The 16,348-nt window shown below is 70.7% G+C and carries 13 protein-coding genes; 6 read left to right on the plus strand and 7 right to left on the minus strand.

What is annotated here, in order from left to right; genetic code table 11:
* Positions 1–97: 97 nt before the first annotated feature.
* The 5 genes from ABZW30_RS19805 to ABZW30_RS19825 all read right to left on the minus strand — a co-directional run bounded on the left by ABZW30_RS19805 (position 98) and on the right by ABZW30_RS19825 (position 6,271).
* A complete protein-coding gene (locus tag ABZW30_RS19805) occupies positions 98–1,156 on the minus strand; it encodes an SIS domain-containing protein (protein ID WP_355672426.1) in 1,059 nt (352 codons plus the stop codon).
* Between the two features lie 329 nt (positions 1,157–1,485).
* Positions 1,486–3,039, minus strand: a complete 1,554-nt coding sequence (locus tag ABZW30_RS19810; RefSeq protein WP_355672427.1) for a glycoside hydrolase family 3 protein — start codon at positions 3,037–3,039, stop codon at positions 1,486–1,488.
* A 6-nt stretch (positions 3,040–3,045) separates the two neighbouring features.
* Positions 3,046–3,873, minus strand: coding sequence for a carbohydrate ABC transporter permease (locus tag ABZW30_RS19815; protein WP_355672428.1), 828 nt, complete (start codon positions 3,871–3,873; stop codon positions 3,046–3,048).
* Positions 3,870–4,895: a sugar ABC transporter permease gene (locus tag ABZW30_RS19820; RefSeq protein ID WP_355672429.1), complete on the minus strand. Its 1,026-nt coding sequence runs from the start codon at positions 4,893–4,895 to the stop codon at positions 3,870–3,872. The genes ABZW30_RS19815 and ABZW30_RS19820 overlap by 4 nt, the downstream gene beginning before the upstream one ends.
* 89 nt (positions 4,896–4,984) lie before the next feature.
* The gene (locus tag ABZW30_RS19825) at positions 4,985–6,271 is read right to left on the minus strand and encodes an extracellular solute-binding protein (RefSeq protein WP_355672430.1); all 1,287 of its coding nucleotides are present in this window, start codon (positions 6,269–6,271) and stop codon (positions 4,985–4,987) included.
* 336 nt (positions 6,272–6,607) lie between these two features.
* Between ABZW30_RS19825 and ABZW30_RS19830 the strand changes: the two genes are divergently transcribed.
* The 6 genes from ABZW30_RS19830 to ABZW30_RS19855 all read left to right on the plus strand — a co-directional run bounded on the left by ABZW30_RS19830 (position 6,608) and on the right by ABZW30_RS19855 (position 13,600).
* Positions 6,608–7,399 carry a GntR family transcriptional regulator gene (locus ABZW30_RS19830; RefSeq protein ID WP_355672431.1) on the plus strand — a complete coding sequence of 264 codons (792 nt, stop codon included), beginning with the start codon at positions 6,608–6,610 and terminating at the stop codon, positions 7,397–7,399.
* 348 nt (positions 7,400–7,747) lie between these two features.
* A complete protein-coding gene (locus tag ABZW30_RS19835; protein WP_355672432.1) occupies positions 7,748–8,068 on the plus strand; it encodes a DUF3311 domain-containing protein in 321 nt (106 codons plus the stop codon).
* The gene (mctP, locus tag ABZW30_RS19840) at positions 8,065–9,675 is read left to right on the plus strand and encodes a monocarboxylate uptake permease MctP (protein ID WP_355672433.1); all 1,611 of its coding nucleotides are present in this window, start codon (positions 8,065–8,067) and stop codon (positions 9,673–9,675) included. The genes ABZW30_RS19835 and mctP overlap by 4 nt, the downstream gene beginning before the upstream one ends.
* 155 nt (positions 9,676–9,830) lie before the next feature.
* Positions 9,831–10,628 carry a histidine phosphatase family protein gene (locus ABZW30_RS19845; protein WP_355672434.1) on the plus strand — a complete coding sequence of 266 codons (798 nt, stop codon included), beginning with the start codon at positions 9,831–9,833 and terminating at the stop codon, positions 10,626–10,628.
* Between the two features lie 134 nt (positions 10,629–10,762).
* Positions 10,763–11,257: an N-acetyltransferase gene (locus ABZW30_RS19850; RefSeq protein ID WP_355672435.1), complete on the plus strand. Its 495-nt coding sequence runs from the start codon at positions 10,763–10,765 to the stop codon at positions 11,255–11,257.
* A gap of 138 nt (positions 11,258–11,395) precedes the next feature.
* Positions 11,396–13,600 (plus strand): acyltransferase family protein, encoded by a 2,205-nt coding sequence (locus ABZW30_RS19855; protein WP_355672436.1) that lies wholly within the window; start codon positions 11,396–11,398, stop codon positions 13,598–13,600.
* A gap of 73 nt (positions 13,601–13,673) precedes the next feature.
* Here ABZW30_RS19855 and ABZW30_RS19860 read toward each other — a convergent pair whose 3' ends face one another.
* Together ABZW30_RS19860 and ABZW30_RS19865 are read right to left on the minus strand one after the other, a co-directional pair.
* Positions 13,674–14,870 (minus strand): hypothetical protein, encoded by a 1,197-nt coding sequence (locus tag ABZW30_RS19860; RefSeq protein WP_355672437.1) that lies wholly within the window; start codon positions 14,868–14,870, stop codon positions 13,674–13,676.
* Between the two features lie 15 nt (positions 14,871–14,885).
* On the minus strand, positions 14,886–16,337 hold the full coding sequence (locus ABZW30_RS19865; protein ID WP_355672438.1) for a glycosyltransferase family 2 protein: 1,452 nt from the start codon (positions 16,335–16,337) through the stop codon (positions 14,886–14,888).
* Positions 16,338–16,348 lie beyond the last annotated feature (11 nt).

Below are 16,348 nucleotides of genomic sequence, written 5' to 3' on the forward strand. Positions count from 1 at the left end.
CCGGGCTCCGCACCGACACCGTGGCCCGCGGGTCGCCCGGGCCCCCTGTCCACAGGCTGTGGACAGGGGGCCGGTTCGAGCGGGCGAGTCACCCCCCTCAGCGGGTCTCGGTGACCTTGGCCAGGGCGCGCGGGGCGTCCGGGTCCTGGCCGCGGGCGATGGTGACCTCGTAGGCCAGCTGCTGCAGCGGCAGGATCTCCAGGATCGGCTGGACCTCTTCGGGCACGCCGGCCGGCAGCCCGAATCCCGCCGAGGCGGCGTCCACCTGGGCCTGCTGGCCGATCACCACGAGGTCCGCGCCGCGCCCGCGCAGGCGGTCCAGCACCGGCTGCAGTGCCTCGCCGCCCCTGCCGTCCGGGACGATAGCGATCACCGGCGAGACGTTGTCCACCATGGCCAGCGGGCCGTGCAGCAGGTCGGCGCCGGAGAACGGGGTGGCCGGGATGTACGTGGTCTCCATCAGCTTGAGCGCCGCCTCGCGGGCGGTCGGGTAGCCGTACCCGCGCGAGGTGATGACCAGGCGCTGGGCGAAGCGGTAGCGCTCGGCCAGCGTCTTCACCTCGGACTGGCGGGCCAGCACGCCGGCGGCCAGGGCCGGCAGCTCCCTGGCTGCCGAGCCGTCCCCGCCGCGCAGGCCCTCGACCAGCAGGTAGAGCGCCAGCAGCTCGGCGGTGTAGGTCTTGGTGGCCGGCAGCGCCTTCTCCGGTCCGGCCAGCACGTCGATGTGGAACTCGGAGACCTCGGCCAGCGGGGAGTCGGGGTTGTTGGTGACGGCGAGGGTGATCGCCCCGGCCTCGCGGGCGGCCTTGGTGGAGGCCACCAGGTCGGGCGAGCCGCCGGACTGGCTGACGGTGACGACCAGGACGTCGGTGAGGTCCGGCTTGGCACCGTACGCGGTGGTGGTGGACATCGAGGTCAGGCCGGCCGGCTTGCCGAGCAGGATCTCGATCAGGTACTTGGCGTAGAGCGCGGCGTTGTCGGACGTGCCGCGCGCGGTCAGCAGGACGAAGCGGGGGCTGCGGGCGGCGATCTCGGCCGCGATCTCGCGGATCTTCGGGGCGCCCTCGTCGAGGATGCGCTGGAGGACGGCCGGCTGCTCGGCCATCTCCGCCGCCATGATCCGGCCGGGAACGGGATCGGTCTGCGGGTCGGACATCTGGATCTGCCTCCGATGAGATGGGTCCACCCCGCCCGGACGGCTGCCCGACGGGGACCTCTACGGCGGCGAGTCCGCACACTCGCTGCGGTTTTCCTGGATTCCTGGCGCAATCCTACGAGGGCGCCCACCGCCGGGCACCCCCGAACCGAACCGCCCGCACGCCCCTCCCGGCGGCGGGCGGTGGCGCGCGGGCGCGGGCGCTGGTTGAGGTTGTTCGGCAGGACGTCCTCGTCGGCCGGCGCCTGTTCGAACTTGGTGCCGATGAACATCCGGACCCAGTCGGTGGCCGCCTCCCGGACCGGGCCGGTGACGTCTCGTCGACCGTTTCAGCCGATCGCTCCCGGCTGCCCGGTGAGCACCTCCACGGCCGCCAGCCCGCAGACCCGGGCGGCGCCGTGGGTGGCGATGTGGAGCGCGCCGACCGGCTCGGACTGGGGCAGCCCCATCTCCACCACCGCGGCGTCCGGCCGGGCCGCCACCAGGCGGGTCAGCGCGGCGGACATCCACGCGTACCGGTGCGCGTCGCGGACCACCAGCACCAGGCGGCGGCCCTCGGCGCCGGCCACCAGCTCGGCGACCAGGGCGTCCAACAGCTCCGGGGCGGCCTCGGCGGCCGACACCTCCCGGGTGCGGGTACCGGGGAAGCGGTCGGCCAGCATGCCGGCCACGCCCCACGGGGTGACGTCGCCGACCGCGATGTTCGGCTCGTCCGAGAACGAGGCCACGTACGGGCGCTCGCTCACCGGCAGCGCCTCGCGGCCCGGTGCCCGGACCACCCTCAGCGCCCGGCGGGCGGCCCGCAGGCCGACCGCGAGGTCCGGCTCCGGCCGCTCGCCCTGGGCCGAGATCCGGCCCCAACTGCCCAGCGCCCGAACCCGGTCGGCGGCGTCCGCCAGCCGCTCCTCGGCGAGCCCGCCGGAGCGCACGCCCGCCACGATGGCGTCGCGCAGCATCAGCACGGTCTCCTCGTCGGCCAGCCCGCCGCCGACGCAGATCGCGTCCGCACCGGCCGCCAGCGCCAGCACGGTGCCCTCGCCCATGCCGAAGGTGTCGGCGATGGCGCCCATCTCGATCGCGTCGCTGACGATCAGGCCCTGGTAGCCGAGGCCGCCGTCGGCCGGGGCGGCGCGCAGCAGGTCGCGCAACACCGTCGGGCTCAGCGTGGCCGGCAGCTTCGGGTCCAGCGCCGGGATCATGATGTGGGCGGTCATCACGGCCTTGGTACCGGCCGCGATCGCGGCCTGGAACGGCACCAGGTCGCGGGCGCGCAGGACGTCCAGGTCGACGTCGATGACCGGCAGGCCGTGGTGCGAGTCCACCGCGGTGTCGCCGTGGCCGGGGAAGTGCTTGGAGCAGGCGGCCACGCCCGCCGACTGCAGGCCCTCGACCCAGGCGGCGGTGTGCCGGGCGCACAGCTCCGGGTCGGCGCCGAAGGAGCGGACGCCGATGACCGGGTTGCGCGGGTTGGAGTTGACGTCCGCGGTGGGCGCCCAGTTGTAGTTGACACCGGCTGCGGCCAGCGCCCGGCCCAGCTCGCGGGCGACGTCCCGGGTCAGCGCCGGGTCGTCGATCGCGCCGAGCGCCAGGTTGCCGGGCCAGGACGAGCCGGAGCCCGCCTCCAGCCGGGTGACGTCGCCGCTCTCCTCGTCGATGGCGATCAGGAGGTCGGGGTTCTCCGAGCGCAGTGCCCGGGTGAGCTCGGAGAGCTGGTCGAGGTCGACCACGTTGCGGTCGAACAGGGCGACCGAGCCGAGCCCGGCGGCCAGGTGGCGGCTCAGCCAGGCCGGCGGCTCGGTGCCGACGAAGCCGGGCTGCAGGACGGCCAGGGCGTCGCGGTGCAGCTGGTCGCTGTCCGGGGCGGTGGGAACGAGGATGCTCACGTTGGCTCAGCCCTTCACGGCGCCGTCGGTCAGACCGCCGACCGCCTTGCGCTGCAGGAAGATGAACAGGATCAGCACGGGGATGGCGAACATCGTGGAGGCCGCCATGGTGGCACCCCAGTCGTTGCCGAAGGCGGTCTTGAAGGAGGACAGCCACAGCGGGAGGGTCTTGCCGTCCTCCTTGTTCAGCCACAGGACCAGCGGGAACTCGTTCCACGCCGTGATGAAGCCGAACAGCGAGGTCGACATCAGGCCCGGGGCCAGCAGCGGGAAGATCACCTTCACGAAGGCCTGACTGCGGGTGCAGCCGTCCACCATGGCCGACTCCTCCAGTTCCTTCGGCACCGCGGCGATGAAGCCGCGCAGCGTCCAGATGGTGAAGGGCAGGATCATCATCATGTAGAAGAACGTCAGCGGCACCAGGCTGTTCAGCAGGTCGTTGTCGCGGGAGATCATGTAGACGCCGATGGTCATGACCTCCCAGGGCGCCATCTGCGCCGTCATGATGACCAGCACGAAGGTCTTGCGGCCGCGGAACCTCATCCGGGCGATCGCGAAGGACGCCAGGGTCGCGATCGCCAGCGAGATCAGCACCGCGCCGACCGTGACGGTGACGCTGTTGACCACGTACGTCCAGAAGTCGGGCGCGTCGACCGCCGTGGTGAAGTGGTGGAAGGTCCCGTCGAAGGGGATGAAGACCGGCGTCTTGCTGATGATGTCGCGGTCCTGCTTGAACGCGGTCGCGATCATCCAGTAGACGGGGAAGACGAAGAAGACGATGAGGACGACCGCGATCACGTTCGGCCAGGTACGTCCGAAGAGAGAGCGCCTCACAGCTCGTCCTCCTGCTTGATCATGATGCGGAAGTAGTAGGCCATCAGCACGCCCAGCATCAGGATGGTGAGCACCGCGATCGCGGCGCCGACGCCGTAGTGCTGGCTGCCCGAGCCCTCCAGGAAGGCGTGCACGGGCAGGGTCCGGGTGAGCTTCTCCGGGCCGCCGCCGTTGATCGCGTAGACCTGGGTGAAGGACTTGAAGACCCAGATGACCTCGAGGAAGGTCGTGGCCAGGAAGAACGGCTTCAGGTTGGGGAAGATCACCGAGCTGAAGATCTTCAGGGAGCCGGCGCCGTCCATCCGGGCGGCCTCGTAGAGCTCCTTCGGGATGGTGGTCAGCCCGGCGTACATGTTGAACGCCACGAACGGGATCGACATCCAGACGATCAGGAGGATGACGACGAAGAACGTCGAGTACTCGTCGCTCATCCAGTTGTAGTGCGCCATCGAGTGCCAACCCAGCTGGTCCAGGACCCAGTTGACGACGCCCCACTGCTCGTCGAACAGCCAGGTGTAGACGGTGGTCGCGGCGACCACCGGCATGGCCCAGGCCATCAGCAGCGCGATCGACAGCGCCAGCCGCATCCGCTTGCCGAGGTGGTCGAGCAGCAGGCCGATCAGGGTGCCGCCGACCATGATCAGCACCACGTTGACCAGGGTGAAGGCGACGGTGCGCCCGGTGACCGCCCAGAACTCCGGGTCGGTCAGCTGTTCCTTGTAGTTGTCGAAGCCGGTCCACTCGGTCAGATGCATGACCAGCTGGCGCCGGTTGAGGTTCTGGAACGACAGCAGGACGGTCTTCAGCAGCGGCCAGCCCAGCAGGGCGACGGTCGCCACGGTGGCCGGCAGCAGCAGCAGGTACGGGGCGAGGCGGGAGCCGAGGCCCGGTCCGCCCGCGGATCCGGTGCGCTTCGGCGTGGTGCCCTCGGCCCCGCCGGCGGCGCTGGTGTCGATACCGGCCACAGCAGCCTCCCCTGACTCCGGGGACTGCGTCTGCACCCGCTCCGAATGCACAGCCATCGCTCTCACTTCCTCACAACCCGGCCACGACGGACAGGCGCCGCCCACCGCTCCCCCGCCGGGAGCCGGTGAGCGACGCCGCTCATGCACTACTGCTTCTCGTTGAGCCGCTTGGCGATCTCGTCGTCGTACTTCTTGGCGGTGGCCGCGTAGTCGCCACCCTGCAGGACAGCGGTCAGGAAGTCCTTGATCGGGTTCGGCTTGTTCTCGACGCTGGCCCAGCTCGGGGTGTTCGGGGTGATCCCGCCGACCGCGGTGGCCGCCTGGGCGGCCTTCGCGAAGTCACCGCTGAGCCGGCTGTTCAGCGCCGGCTTGTTCGGGATGTTCCCGGCCGCGGCGACCATGCCCTCGTTCTTGTCGTTGAGGGCGATCTTCAGGAAGTCCTTCGCCATCTCGGTGTTCTTGCTCTGCGAGGCGATCGCGAGGTTCGAGCCACCGATGAAGACGCCGGCGGGCTTGTCGGCGGTCTTGCCCGGGATCGGGAAGAAGCCGATCTTGTCCTTGGCCATGGTCTTCTCGTCCGGGAGCTCCCAGCCGAGGGCGATCATGGTGCCGATGTCACCCTTGCCGAAGACGTCCTTCTGCTGCGGGGTGGCCTCGTCCTTGTCCTTCGGACCGGTCACGGAGTAGCCCTGCAGCTTCTTGTAGGTCTCGAAGGCCCTCTGCGCCTCGGGCGAGGACAGGCCGCCGACCCACTTGTCGCCGTCCTTCTTGGCGATCTTGCCGCCCTCGCCGGTGAGCAGACCGAAGTAGGTGTACCACTCCTGGCCCGGCAGGTAGATCGGGTCGGTGACGCCCGGGGTGGCCTTCAGCTTGTCCAGGTCGGCGTAGAACTCGTCCAGGGTCTTCGGCGCGTCGGTCAGGCCGGCCTTGGCCCACAGGTCCTTGTTGTAGGCGACCACGCGGTTGGAGACCCACCACGGGGCGGCGTACTGCTTGCCGTCCAGCATCGCCGCTTCGTTCTGGTTGGCGGCCCAGGCGTCGCCGCCCAGCGCGGACTTGTCCTTGGTGATGTCCAGCAGACCGCCCGAGGCGGCGTAGCCGGCGGTCTGGGTGTTGCCCAGCTCCAGGACGTCGGCCGAACCCTCGGACAGCGCGGCGGTGATCTTCGGGCCGATGTCGGTCCACTCCTGGGCCTGGAAGTCGACCTTCGAACCCGGGTAGGTGGTCTCGAACTCGGTCTTGACCGAATCGGTCCAGCCCTTGGGGGCGGAGCCGGTCATGATCCACACCTTGAGCGTCTTGCCCTTGTACTTGTCGGCGGCCGAGGCGGAGGACGACTTCGAGTCACCGTCCTTCTCGCCGCCCGAGCCGCAAGCCGCCAGACCGACGACCATTGCTGCGACGCCGACCGCCGCGATGAGCTGACGCTTCACGCCATCCTCCTGAGGGATGCCTGGGTTGCCCCCGTCGGGCGGCAGCGGCAGACCCACGCGAAGCGGGAGAACAGGTGCCGCGGACCCCTGCGAACGGGTGGGGGATTCATCGTTGCCGGCCTAGTGGTGTAGACCAGATGCCTGGAGCTTGGCCTAGACCAATGGGCCTGTCAACGGCTGCTCGACCGATCTCGACCACCCGTTATCAAGCCGACACCGCACATCGTTCATCGCGTGATGAGGTATTCGTTGCGCAGCCATACATGCAACGATGTGACCCGTTAACGATGTGGCGGGGCTGTAAAGGGCCCCGCGAGAAGCGGGAGAACAGGTCCGATGAGCAGCGACGGGGGAACCACCGCCCAGGCCGACGACCCCGAGGTGAAGAACGTCCCGACGCAGGCCGGCGCCGACCCGACCGCGCGCGTCCCCAAGTACTACGGCCTCAAGCGCCACCTCCTCCAGCTGACCGAGACCCAGCCCGCCGGCACCCCGGTCCCGCCCGAGCGGGCGCTCGCCGCCCAGTTCGACACCTCGCGCACCACCGTGCGCCAGGCCCTGCAGGAGCTGGTGGTCGAGGGCCGGCTGGAGCGCATCCAGGGCAAGGGCACCTTCGTGGCCAAGCCCAAGGTCGCCCAGGCCCTGCAACTGACCTCCTACACCGAGGACATGCGCGCCCAGGGCCTGGAGCCCACCTCCCGGCTGATCGAGATCGGCTACATCACCGCCGACGACCGGCTCGCCCCGCTGCTGGACATCAAGCCCGGCGGCCGGGTGCTGCGGATCGAGCGGCTGCGGCTGGCCAACGGCGACCCGATGGCCATCGAGGTCGCCCATCTGTCCGCCAAGCGCTTCCCCGCCCTGCGGCGCAACCTGGCCAAGCACAGCTCGCTGTACGCGGCGCTGCGCGAGGTGTACGGGGTCACCGTGGCCGAGGCCGAGGAGACCATCGAGACCACCCTGGCCAACCCGCGCGAGGCCGGACTGCTCGGCTCCGACCTCGGCCTGCCGATGCTCCAGCTGTCCCGGCACTCCTTCGACGCCGAGGGCAACCCGGTCGAGTGGGTCCGCTCGATCTACCGCGGCGACCGCTACAAGTTCATCACCCGGCTGAAGCGCCCGGAGTAACCGACCGGGGTACACCTCCGGGCACTCCTCGGGAGCACTCCTCCGGGGTACACCTCCGGGAGCGATCGCACTCCCTCTTTCGGGCCCCCTTCGCACCACGGGCACCGGCGCACGCGACCCGCGCGCCGGTGCCCGTTCGCGCCACGGCGGCGACGGACTTCGGTCGACTGCGTCCGGCTGGTGGGAAGTTCCGTCATTTCCGGTGACATGGATCACCCCATGCTCTAGATTGCGCAGCCGTACTGACTGCTGATCACCGATGGTGCTGCTCGGCGGGCTCACGGGGGTGCGCGGTGTCTCCAGGGGCTGCGGCGCCGACGGGGATAACCCTCCGGAGCGGAGCCGAAGATGCCGTCTGACCAAGCACCCACCGAAGCCCCTGATCCCGATCGCATCGCCGATGTGGTGCCCGAGCCCGCCGGAACGCCCGTCCCGGCGGTGACCCCCGAGCGGGTGCTGGCCGGGCTCGCCCTGCTCGTGCCGATCGTCGCGATGCTCTGGGTGTCCTCGTACGACAAGACCGCCCCGGCGGTGGCCGGGATGCCCTTCTTCTACTGGTACCAGCTGCTCTGGGTGCCGGTGTCGGCGGTCTTCACCGTCGCCGCCTACCTGCTGATCAACCGGGACGAGAAGGCCCGCAAGGCGGCCCGGACGGGCGGTGCGCGATGAAGGACGTCAACGTGCCGGCCCTCGTGGTCTTCGTCCTCTTCTTCGCCCTGGTCACCGTGATGGGCTTCCTCGCCTCGCGCTGGCGCCGCGCGGACAACGCGGCCCACCTGGACGAGTGGGGCCTGGGCGGTCGCAGCTTCGGGACCTGGGTGACCTGGTTCCTGCTCGGCGGCGACCTCTACACCGCGTACACCTTCGTGGCCGTCCCGGCGGCGGTGTACGCGACCGGCGCGGCGGGCTTCTTCGCGGTGCCGTACACGATCATCGCCTACCCGCTGGTCTTCCTGTTCCTGCCCCGGCTCTGGTCGGTCTCCCGGGTGCACGGCTACGTGACCCCGGCCGACTTCGTCCGCGGCCGGTACGGCTCGCGGCCGCTGTCCCTGGTCGTCGCGCTGACCGGCATCCTGGCCACCATGCCGTACATCGCCCTGCAGCTGGTCGGCATCCAGGCGGTGCTGGACGTGCTCGGCGTCGGCGGCGGGGAGAACGCCAACTGGTTCGTCAAGGACCTGCCGCTGTTCATCGCCTTCGGTGTGCTGGCCGCCTACACCTACTCCTCGGGCCTGCGCGCCCCGGCGCTGATCGCCTTCGTCAAGGACGCCCTGGTCTACATCGTGATCATCGTCGCGGTGATCTACATCCCGATCCGCCTCGGCGGCTACGGGCACATCTTCGACGTGGCCACGGAGCACTTCAAGCAGGTCAAGACCGGCTCGATGACCGTCCCGGGCGGCAAGCAGTGGACGTACGCGACGCTCGGCCTCGGCTCGGCGATGGCGCTGTTCATGTACCCCCACTCCGTGACCGGCGTGCTGGCCTCCAAGTCCCGCAACACCGTGCGCCGCAACATGGCGATCATGCCCGCGTACTCGCTGATGCTCGGCCTGCTGGCGCTGCTCGGCTTCATGGCCGTCGCGGCCGGCGTCGGCAGCGGCGTCAAGGGCTTCAACTCCCAGCTGTCGGTGCCGCAGCTGTTCGCGAACATGTTCCCGGACTGGTTCACCGGCGTGGCCTTCGCCGCGATCGGGATCGGCGCGCTGGTGCCGGCCGCCATCATGTCCATCGCGGCGGCCAACCTGTTCACCCGCAACGTCTACAAGGAGTGGCTCAAGCCGGCCGCCACCCCCGCCGACGAGACCCGCATCGCCAAGCTGGTCTCGCTGCTGGTCAAGGTCGGCGCGCTGGTCTTCGTGCTCGGCATGGACAAGCAGGCCGCGATCAACCTCCAGCTGCTGGGCGGCCTGTGGATCCTGCAGACCTTCGTGGCGATCGTCGGCGGCCTGTTCACCCGCTGGTTCCACCACTGGGCGCTGTTCGCCGGCTGGGCGGCCGGCATGGTCTACGGCACCTGGAAGGCGTACGGGATCGCCAGCCCGGCCACCAAGCACTTCGGCGGCAACGCGGCCGAGATCCCCGGCATCGGCGAGATCGGCTACATCGGCCTGACCGCCTTCGCGCTCAACCTGATCGTGGCGGTGGCGCTCACCCTGGTGCTGCGGGCGGTCAAGGCGCCGGACGGCCCGGACGAGACCAAGCCGTCCGACTACAGCGCCGAGGCCGGCGACGAAGAGCCGAAGAACGCGCCGGAGCCCGTAGCGGCGCACTGATTGCCGCTGTGCGCGCCCTGTGATCGCACCGCCTTCTCCGTGAACACTGGAGAAGGCGGCGCGATCATATGCATGAACAGGCGTGCACGCCGGGCACCACCAGACCGGACCGGCAACCGGCCGGAACCTGATCGACCCACGGGGAGCTCGCGGCCATGGCAGAACTCGGCACCACCCTCAACGGCCAGCACAAGTCCACCCAGCACCAGTCCGCCCTGCCCCTGGTCGGGGCGAACGGCTCGCCGGCCACCCGACTGCCGTCCGTGCTGGTCGCCACCCGGCACGGCGAGTCCACCGCCAACGTCGAGTTCCAGCTCGCCGAGGCCGTCGGCGCGCTCAGCGTCCCGATCAGCTGCCGCGACGCCGACATCCCGCTGTCGCTGCACGGCCAGCAGCAGGCCCAGGCGCTCGGCCGCTGGTGGGCCGCCCTGCCCAGCGCCGACCGCCCGCGCAGCGTCTGGTGCTCGCCGTACGCGCGCACCGCCGAGACCGCCCGGATAGCGCTCGCCCAGGCCGCCGGGCTCGGCGCCGTCCCCGTGACGCTGGCCGTCCGCTACGACGAGCGTCTGCGCGACCGCGAGCTCGGCGTCCTGGAGATGCTGCCGAAGGCCGCCATCGAGACCAAGTACCCGGAGGAGGCGGCCCGGCGGCGCAAGATGGGCGAGCTCTACTACCGCCCGCCCGGCGGCGAGTCCTGGGCCGACGTCGCGCTGCGGGTGCGCAGCCTGCTGCGGGACGTCTGCGAGGAGGAGGCCGGACGGCCCGTCCTGCTGGTCGCCCACGACTGCACGGTGCTGATGCTGCGCTACGCGCTGGACCGGCTCACCGAGCAGCAGCTCATCGCGCTCGGACCGGTGCACAACTGCTCCACCAGCCTCTGGCGGGCCCAGGAGGGGCGGCTGCGGCCGGACCGCTGGAACACCGTCGACCACCTGGCCGCCGACACCGACTGACGGCCGGCCGGCCGGGATCAGCAGGAGTCGGCGAAGCAGCCCATGGAACCCGGCACCCTCCCGGTACCCCTCACCCCGGAACCCCTGAGAACCCCCCGAACCAGTACCCCGCACGACTCCGGCACACTGGCCCGATGGACTTCCTCATCCGCCAGGCCCTCCCGCGCGACCTCGAAGACGCCGGCCGGATCACCGTCGAGGCCTTCGTCGGCGACGGCTACACCAAGCCCACGAGCACCTACGTCGAGCTGCTGCGGGACGCCGAACGCCGCTCCCGGGAGGCCGAACTCCTGGTCGCGGTCGACGCGGCCGACGAACGGGTCCTCGGCTGCGTGACCTTCGCCGTCGGCGGCACCGAGTGGGCCGACATCGCCACCCCCCGGGAGGGCGAGATCCGGATGCTCGCCACCACCGCCGCCTCCCGCGGCCGCGGCGTCGGCGAGGCCCTGGTGCGCGCCGGCATCGCGCGCAGCCGCGAACTCGGCCTGGCCGGCATGGCCTTCTCCACCCGCCCCGAGATGACCGCCGCCCACCGCGTCTACGAGCGCATCGGCTTCCTGCGCACCCCGGAGCGCGACTGGGCGCCCTACCCGGGGATGAACCTGATGGTCTACACCATGGCGTTCTGACGCCCCGTCGCACGTCACCGGCCGCCCCCCGCCCGGTGACCGGCAGACGATCAACAGACGTCTTTTGATATAAACCACAGATCAAGATGTGTCTTGGACACGTCGCGACAGTCGATCGACCCCGGGGGGACGCACCACATGGACGACGGGCCCGGCCTCGGCGCGCCCGGAAGCGGCCCCACGCTCCAGGACATGCGCGAATCCCGGGGCCTCGCGGCCCCGGCCACCAGCCGCTACGCGATCCCCGCGCCGCCCCCCAAGCCGCGCGGCCCTCTGCCGCCCTCGGTCCGCTTCAAGGCGGTCGACGGGCTGCGCGGCCTCGCGATCGCCTCCGTGCTGCTCTACCACACCGACTGGTTCCAGAACGGCCTGTTCGGCGTGGACGTCTTCTTCGTACTCTCCGGCTTCCTGGTCAGCCTGGTGCTGATCCGCGAGCTGGACCGCACCGACGGCATCCGGCTCGGCGTCTTCTACCGCCGCCGCGCCAAGCGGCTGCTGCCCGGCCTGCTCGCCACCATCATCCTGGTCGTCGGACTGTCCGCCCTGGTCAGCCCGCTCCGCGACGTCAAGGACCTGCGCCCGCAGGCACTCGCGGCGCTCGCCCAGGTCGCCAACTGGGCCCAGCTGTCCCGCGGCGACGCCTACTGGCAGCACTTCGCCTCGATCGACCCGCTCGCGGCCATGTGGTCGCTCAGCATCACCGAGCAGTTCTACGCGGTCTGGCCGGTGCTGCTGCTCATGGTCTTCGGCCTGTGCCGCCGCTCGCTGCGCGCCACCGGCATCGCCACCGCCGTCCTGTTCGCCGCGTCCGCCGTCGTCGCCCCGCTGCTGTGGAACGGCGACAACAGCGACCGCCTCTACCTCGGCACCGAGACCCGCGCGGTCGGCTTCGCGGCCGGCGCCACTGCCGCCTTCGGGGTCTACCTGTGGCAGCGCCGCCGGGCCCGCGCGGCCGCCGACGGAGCGGACGGCTCCGGCGCCGGGCGGAGGCTGCCGGGCGGCGCCGCCCTGCCCACCCTGGTCGGCACCGCGGCCCTCGGCGGCCTGGTCTGGGCCAGCCTGTCCGTCAGCTCGTACCACGAACCCCTGCTCTACCAGGGCGGACTGGCCGTGGTCGCGGCGCTCGCCGCCGTCCTGACCGCCTCGCTCTGCTACGACCGCGGCCCCCTGGTGTGGCTGCTGTCGCTGCCCCCGGTACGGCTCACCGGCACCATCTCGTACAGCCTCTACCTGCTCCACCTGCCGGTGTACTGGCTGCTCCAGCACTACGTCGACGACATCTCGCCGCAGAAGCTGCTGCTGATCGGCGGCCCGGTGTCCTGGGTGCTGGCCTGGCTGCTGCACACCGGCACCGAGAAGCTGCGGGTGCTGCGCTGGCGGGCCTTCCCGACCGTCCCGCTGCTGGCCGTCACGACCGCCGTCGCCACCACCGGTGCCTGGTACCTGCCGGCCTGGGTCACCCACGACATGAAGTCCGGGCCGGACAGCAAGCCCGTGGTCCTCGTCCTCGGCGACTCCTTCGCCCAGGACCTGGCCACCGGCCTGTACCGGCACGGCGACCGCTACCGGGTGGTCGACGGCGGCATCAGCGGCTGCGGCGTGTTCGACCCGGACAAGGTGCGCACCACCTCCCAGACCGAGTTCGACACCAGCGCGGACTGCCGGAACCGGACGGCCGAGTGGGACCAGCACCTCGCCTCCGCCGCGCCGAAGGCCGTCGTGCTCCACCTCGGCTGGGACGCCGCCGAGCAGTACCTGGACGGCACCTGGCTCAACCCCTGCGACGACGACTACCGCAGCCGGTACCGCACCCAGCTCATCCAGGCCGTGGAGCAGGTCAAGCGCCGCGCGCCCGGCGCCCGGGTGCTGTTGATGAACGAGCGCGTCGAGAACGGCGCCATCAACAAGACCTGGGGCAACTGCTACAACCAGCAGATCGGCGACTTCGTGAAGTCCGCCGGCGGCACCGTGCGGCTGGTCGACCTCGACACCTTCTACTGCCCGTACGACACCTGCGTGTGGAAGGACAAGGACGGCCACTGGGTCACCCCCGCCAACGACGGGGTGCACCTCACCCCCGCCGGCATGCGGTTCGTCACCCCGTGGCTGGAGAAGCAGATCGCGGACGCGCTGTCCGGGGCCCAGCCGGAGCCGGCCGGCCCGGCACCCACGCCGACGCCCACCGCGACCCCGACGCCGTCGGCCACCGCAACGCCCACGGCCACCCCGACGCCCACCGCGACCGGCAAGCCGACGGGCCGGCCGACGGCCAAGCCGACCAGGACGGCGACCGCCAGGGCGACGTCCGGCTCCGGCGAGCACTCGGCCGAGGCCCAGCCGTAACCGCGGCCGTAGCCGGACCGTGGCAGTAGCCGTGGCCCGGTCGTAGCCGGGGCCGGGGCTGGGACTGGGCCCGCTACTGCTGCGGGATCTCGTAGGTCTGCGCGAAGCAGTCGCGGATCGCCTTCTCGGAGCCCGGGCGCCCGGCGTAGTCCATCCGCGGGGTGTCCGGGGTGGTCGGCAGGTTCGGGTCGATGCCGAAGTACAGCGACCAGAAGTACACCCCGCGCAGCTTGCGCTCCTGCGCCACCTGGCAGACCGCGGTGAACCAGGTGGCCTGGACGGCCTCGTTCAGCTCTGTCTTCTTGTAGTACTCACCGGGCGTCTTGTACGCGCCCTTCTGTGCCGGGATGCCCACCTCGGTGAGCTTGGTGGTCGGCTGCGGGCCCTTGCCGCGCTTGTCGAGCCAGGCGTTCCAGCTGGCCTTCAGGTCGGCGATCGGCGCGTCGTCGTCGGAGTTCTTGGCCGGGGGGTAGGCGTCCGCACCCGTCCCGTCGACCGGTACCGCTATCGGGCCCTTGGACCAGTTGTCGAAGTTCGCGTCGTACAGCAGCTCGCCGTGGAAGGTCTTCCGGGCCTGGTCGATCAGGCCCTGCCAGTGCGGGTCGCCCTCCAGCGAGTTGAACTCGGTGCCGATGGTGAACTCGGCCGCCGAGTGCTCCTGGGCGGTCTTCAGGTACGGGTCCAGGAAGGCGGTGTAGCTGGCGAACCAGGCGTCCCGGTCGGTCGGCGCGATGTTGCCGCGCCACTTGAGGGTGTGGACGTAGTCGAACACGTCCTCGTCCATGATCGGACGCACGGTGGTGCGCAGGCCCGCCCGGTGGGCGGCGTCCAGCAGCAGGGCGAGGCGCTCCGGGCTGGGCGAGGTCGGCCGGGCGGCGACGGCGTTCGACTTGGTGCCCGTGGTGTAGTACGGGAACGTCACCGACAGGGAGTTGGCGTTCAGCCCGACCACGTACTTGACGATGCGGTCGACCTTGCCCTGGACGAAGTTGTCCGGGTCCGCCGGGTCGTCCAGCCAGTACACCTGCACGCCCCACTCGGGGCTGCCCTTGGTCCACGGGCGGGCCACCTTGGGGCCGGTGTCGGCGGTGGGCGGCGCGTCCTTGCCGAAGCCCCAGACCCGGCCCTGATCGGGCGCGGCGCCGGCCCAGTGCACCTCGGTGGGGCGCCGGTGGTCGAACCTGATCGGGTGGTCACCCCAGACCATCGGGACGACGACGGTTATGCCGAGGACCAGGGTCGGCAGGACGAAGATTGCGGGGCGCTTCACAGTCGTGGCTTCCGATCAGGCCGGCTTGGCGATGACGACGAACTTGTTCTCCTCGCGCTTGAGGAACTTGATCAGTCCCCGCAGGCCGCCCCAGCCCTCCAGGAAGGAGAACACCGGGATGCAGGCCACCACGACGATCGGCTCCCACCACTTGCGCCGGTGGTTGGCCGAGGAGACCACGTTCAGCCGCAGCCCCTCCCAGTAGGTCCAGATGACGTAGGCGAAGTTGATCGCCCAGAGCAGCACCACGGACTGGGTCACCGGCGAGGTGTTCCAGGTGCCGGTGAACCAGGCCACCATCAGCACCAGGCCGACGTGCTGCAGCGGGCCGAGCACCCAGCTGACCATGCCCATCCCGATGAACAGGCGGTACCGCAGCGGGATCGTCTTGTTGAAGCAGAGCGCGACCAGGCCCCAGGCCCAGCGCTCGCGCTGCTTGAGGAAGTCCTTGACCCCGGCCGGCGAGGCGCCGTAGCAGCGCCCGTTGAACCAGTCGCTGCGGCCCGGGTAGCGCTGGCAGAAGTTCAGCGCCATCTGGGCGTCCTCGACGATGGTCTTCGGCCCGAAGTCCCAGCCGATGGTGGCCTCCACCGAGGATCGCACGATCAGCAGCTCGCCGTGGACGCCGGCGATCGGGGTGCCGGTGCCGGTCATCGCGCGGAAGCGGGCGATGTCGTCGGCCGGGCGGATCGCGTCGGCGAGCCAGGTGAACATGTTGACGGCGTTCTCCCGCGGGTACGTCAGGATGCCCTGCGCCATGTGCTTGGCGTCGTCCCCGGCCCGGCGCTGCCGGTTGACGAACTGGGCGACCGCGGCGGCGGTGTCCGGCCCGACGCCGGTGTCGTCGTCCATGTGCAGCACCCAGACGTCGTCCTCGGCCTCGCCCTCCTCGATCCGCAGCTCGTGCGAGTAGTGGTTGGCGCGGGCCTTGAACTTGGTGCCGTTGGCCGTCTCGTACGCCTTCGGCACGGTCACCACCCGGATCAGCGGGTGGCGCTCGGCCAGCTCGTCGATCTTCTCCGCGGCCGCGCAGCCCTCCTCGGTGAGGATGTCCACCCGCATCCACGGGAAGTACGGCGGCAGGTGCTCGACGTACGAGAGCACCGAGCGCTCCAGCGCCGGGTAGGTGTCGTGCCGGCCGATGGTCGGCACCAGCACGATCAGGAAGTCGTCCTCGACCGGCGCCGGCGGGGTCATCCGGTCCACCTGGCGCAGCCGCCGACGGACCATCAGTACGCCCTGGAAGCCGATCAGCACGCCGAACACCGGCATGCCCCACAGGATGGTGATCGCCCAGCCGAGCGGGGTCGGGTTGGGCACGTACGACCAGATCGAGAAGGCGAAGATGATCAGGAAGGCGACGTAGAACGGCAGCACCCGGGGTTTCCACGACATCTGTCGCTCGGCGAGCCGGGCGGCCTCGCGGGACGTGGTGATCACCGTCCGCACAGGGGCTGTCGATGTCATGGTGAAAGTCG

The sequence above is a fragment of the Kitasatospora sp. NPDC004669 genome (genome assembly GCF_040609455.1).
Classification (GTDB): Bacteria; Actinomycetota; Actinomycetes; order Streptomycetales; family Streptomycetaceae; genus Kitasatospora.

Coding starts and splice junctions, on each gene's coding strand:
- ABZW30_RS19805 (WP_355672426.1), bottom strand. CDS start 1,156: ATGTCCGACCCGCAGACCGATCCCGTTCCCGGCCGGATCATGGCGGCG.
- ABZW30_RS19820 (WP_355672429.1), bottom strand. CDS start 4,895: ATGGCTGTGCATTCGGAGCGGGTGCAGACGCAGTCCCCGGAGTCAGGG.
- ABZW30_RS19830 (WP_355672431.1), top strand. CDS start 6,608: ATGAGCAGCGACGGGGGAACCACCGCCCAGGCCGACGACCCCGAGGTG.
- ABZW30_RS19835 (WP_355672432.1), top strand. CDS start 7,748: ATGCCGTCTGACCAAGCACCCACCGAAGCCCCTGATCCCGATCGCATC.
- mctP (WP_355672433.1), top strand. CDS start 8,065: ATGAAGGACGTCAACGTGCCGGCCCTCGTGGTCTTCGTCCTCTTCTTC.
- ABZW30_RS19845 (WP_355672434.1), top strand. CDS start 9,831: ATGGCAGAACTCGGCACCACCCTCAACGGCCAGCACAAGTCCACCCAG.
- ABZW30_RS19850 (WP_355672435.1), top strand. CDS start 10,763: ATGGACTTCCTCATCCGCCAGGCCCTCCCGCGCGACCTCGAAGACGCC.
- ABZW30_RS19855 (WP_355672436.1), top strand. CDS start 11,396: ATGGACGACGGGCCCGGCCTCGGCGCGCCCGGAAGCGGCCCCACGCTC.
- ABZW30_RS19865 (WP_355672438.1), bottom strand. CDS start 16,337: ATGACATCGACAGCCCCTGTGCGGACGGTGATCACCACGTCCCGCGAG.